This window comes from Vibrio sp. 811 (genome assembly GCF_033339195.1).
In genome coordinates, this window is sequence record NZ_JAWOUB010000825.1 from 1 (window position 1) to 544 (window position 544).

The following is a 544-nucleotide window of genomic DNA, read 5'->3' on the forward strand; positions in this document are numbered from 1 at the left end:
TGCCTGCTGTTGCGGCGGTAATCGCTGCCATGCCTGCTTCTGGCGAAGCAATCGAAAGGAACAATGCACCAGCAAGCGCGGCTAAAGTAGCTGGAGAGCGCCTTGCTCGGTCTTCCATACTGCGCGCTAGGTGGCGCTGTGTTACGTGTGCAATTTCGTGCGCGACAACGGATGCGAGTTCACTTTCGCTACGAGCATGAAGAAATAGCCCTGAGTGCAATGCAACGTAACCGCCAAAAAAGGCAAAGGCGTTGATATTACGATCACGAATCATGAAGAAGTGGAACGGCGTTTTTACATCGTTCGCGTTGGCCACGAGGCGGTGTCCGAGGGAATCGATATATTCGTTGATGACCGGATCGTTGACGATAGGCTTACTGGCTCTGAGCATGCGCATGTACGCGTCGCCATAAATCAACTCTTGGTCTATAGAAAGCGTGCCGCCAGCTGCCGTACCAATATCAGGCAAGTCGATGCTATTGGCGTAAGTTGTTGGTGAACTGATTGCAGCGGCAAGGCACAAACAAACGAGCGAGCGAGTGCG

General features: G+C 52.9%; 1 protein-coding gene. It reads right to left on the bottom strand.

Annotated features, from left to right (window positions below):
* The coding region (locus tag R7Q46_RS29615) for a M48 family metalloprotease (RefSeq protein WP_318078644.1) at nt 1-544 on the bottom strand (544 nt) is incomplete at both ends.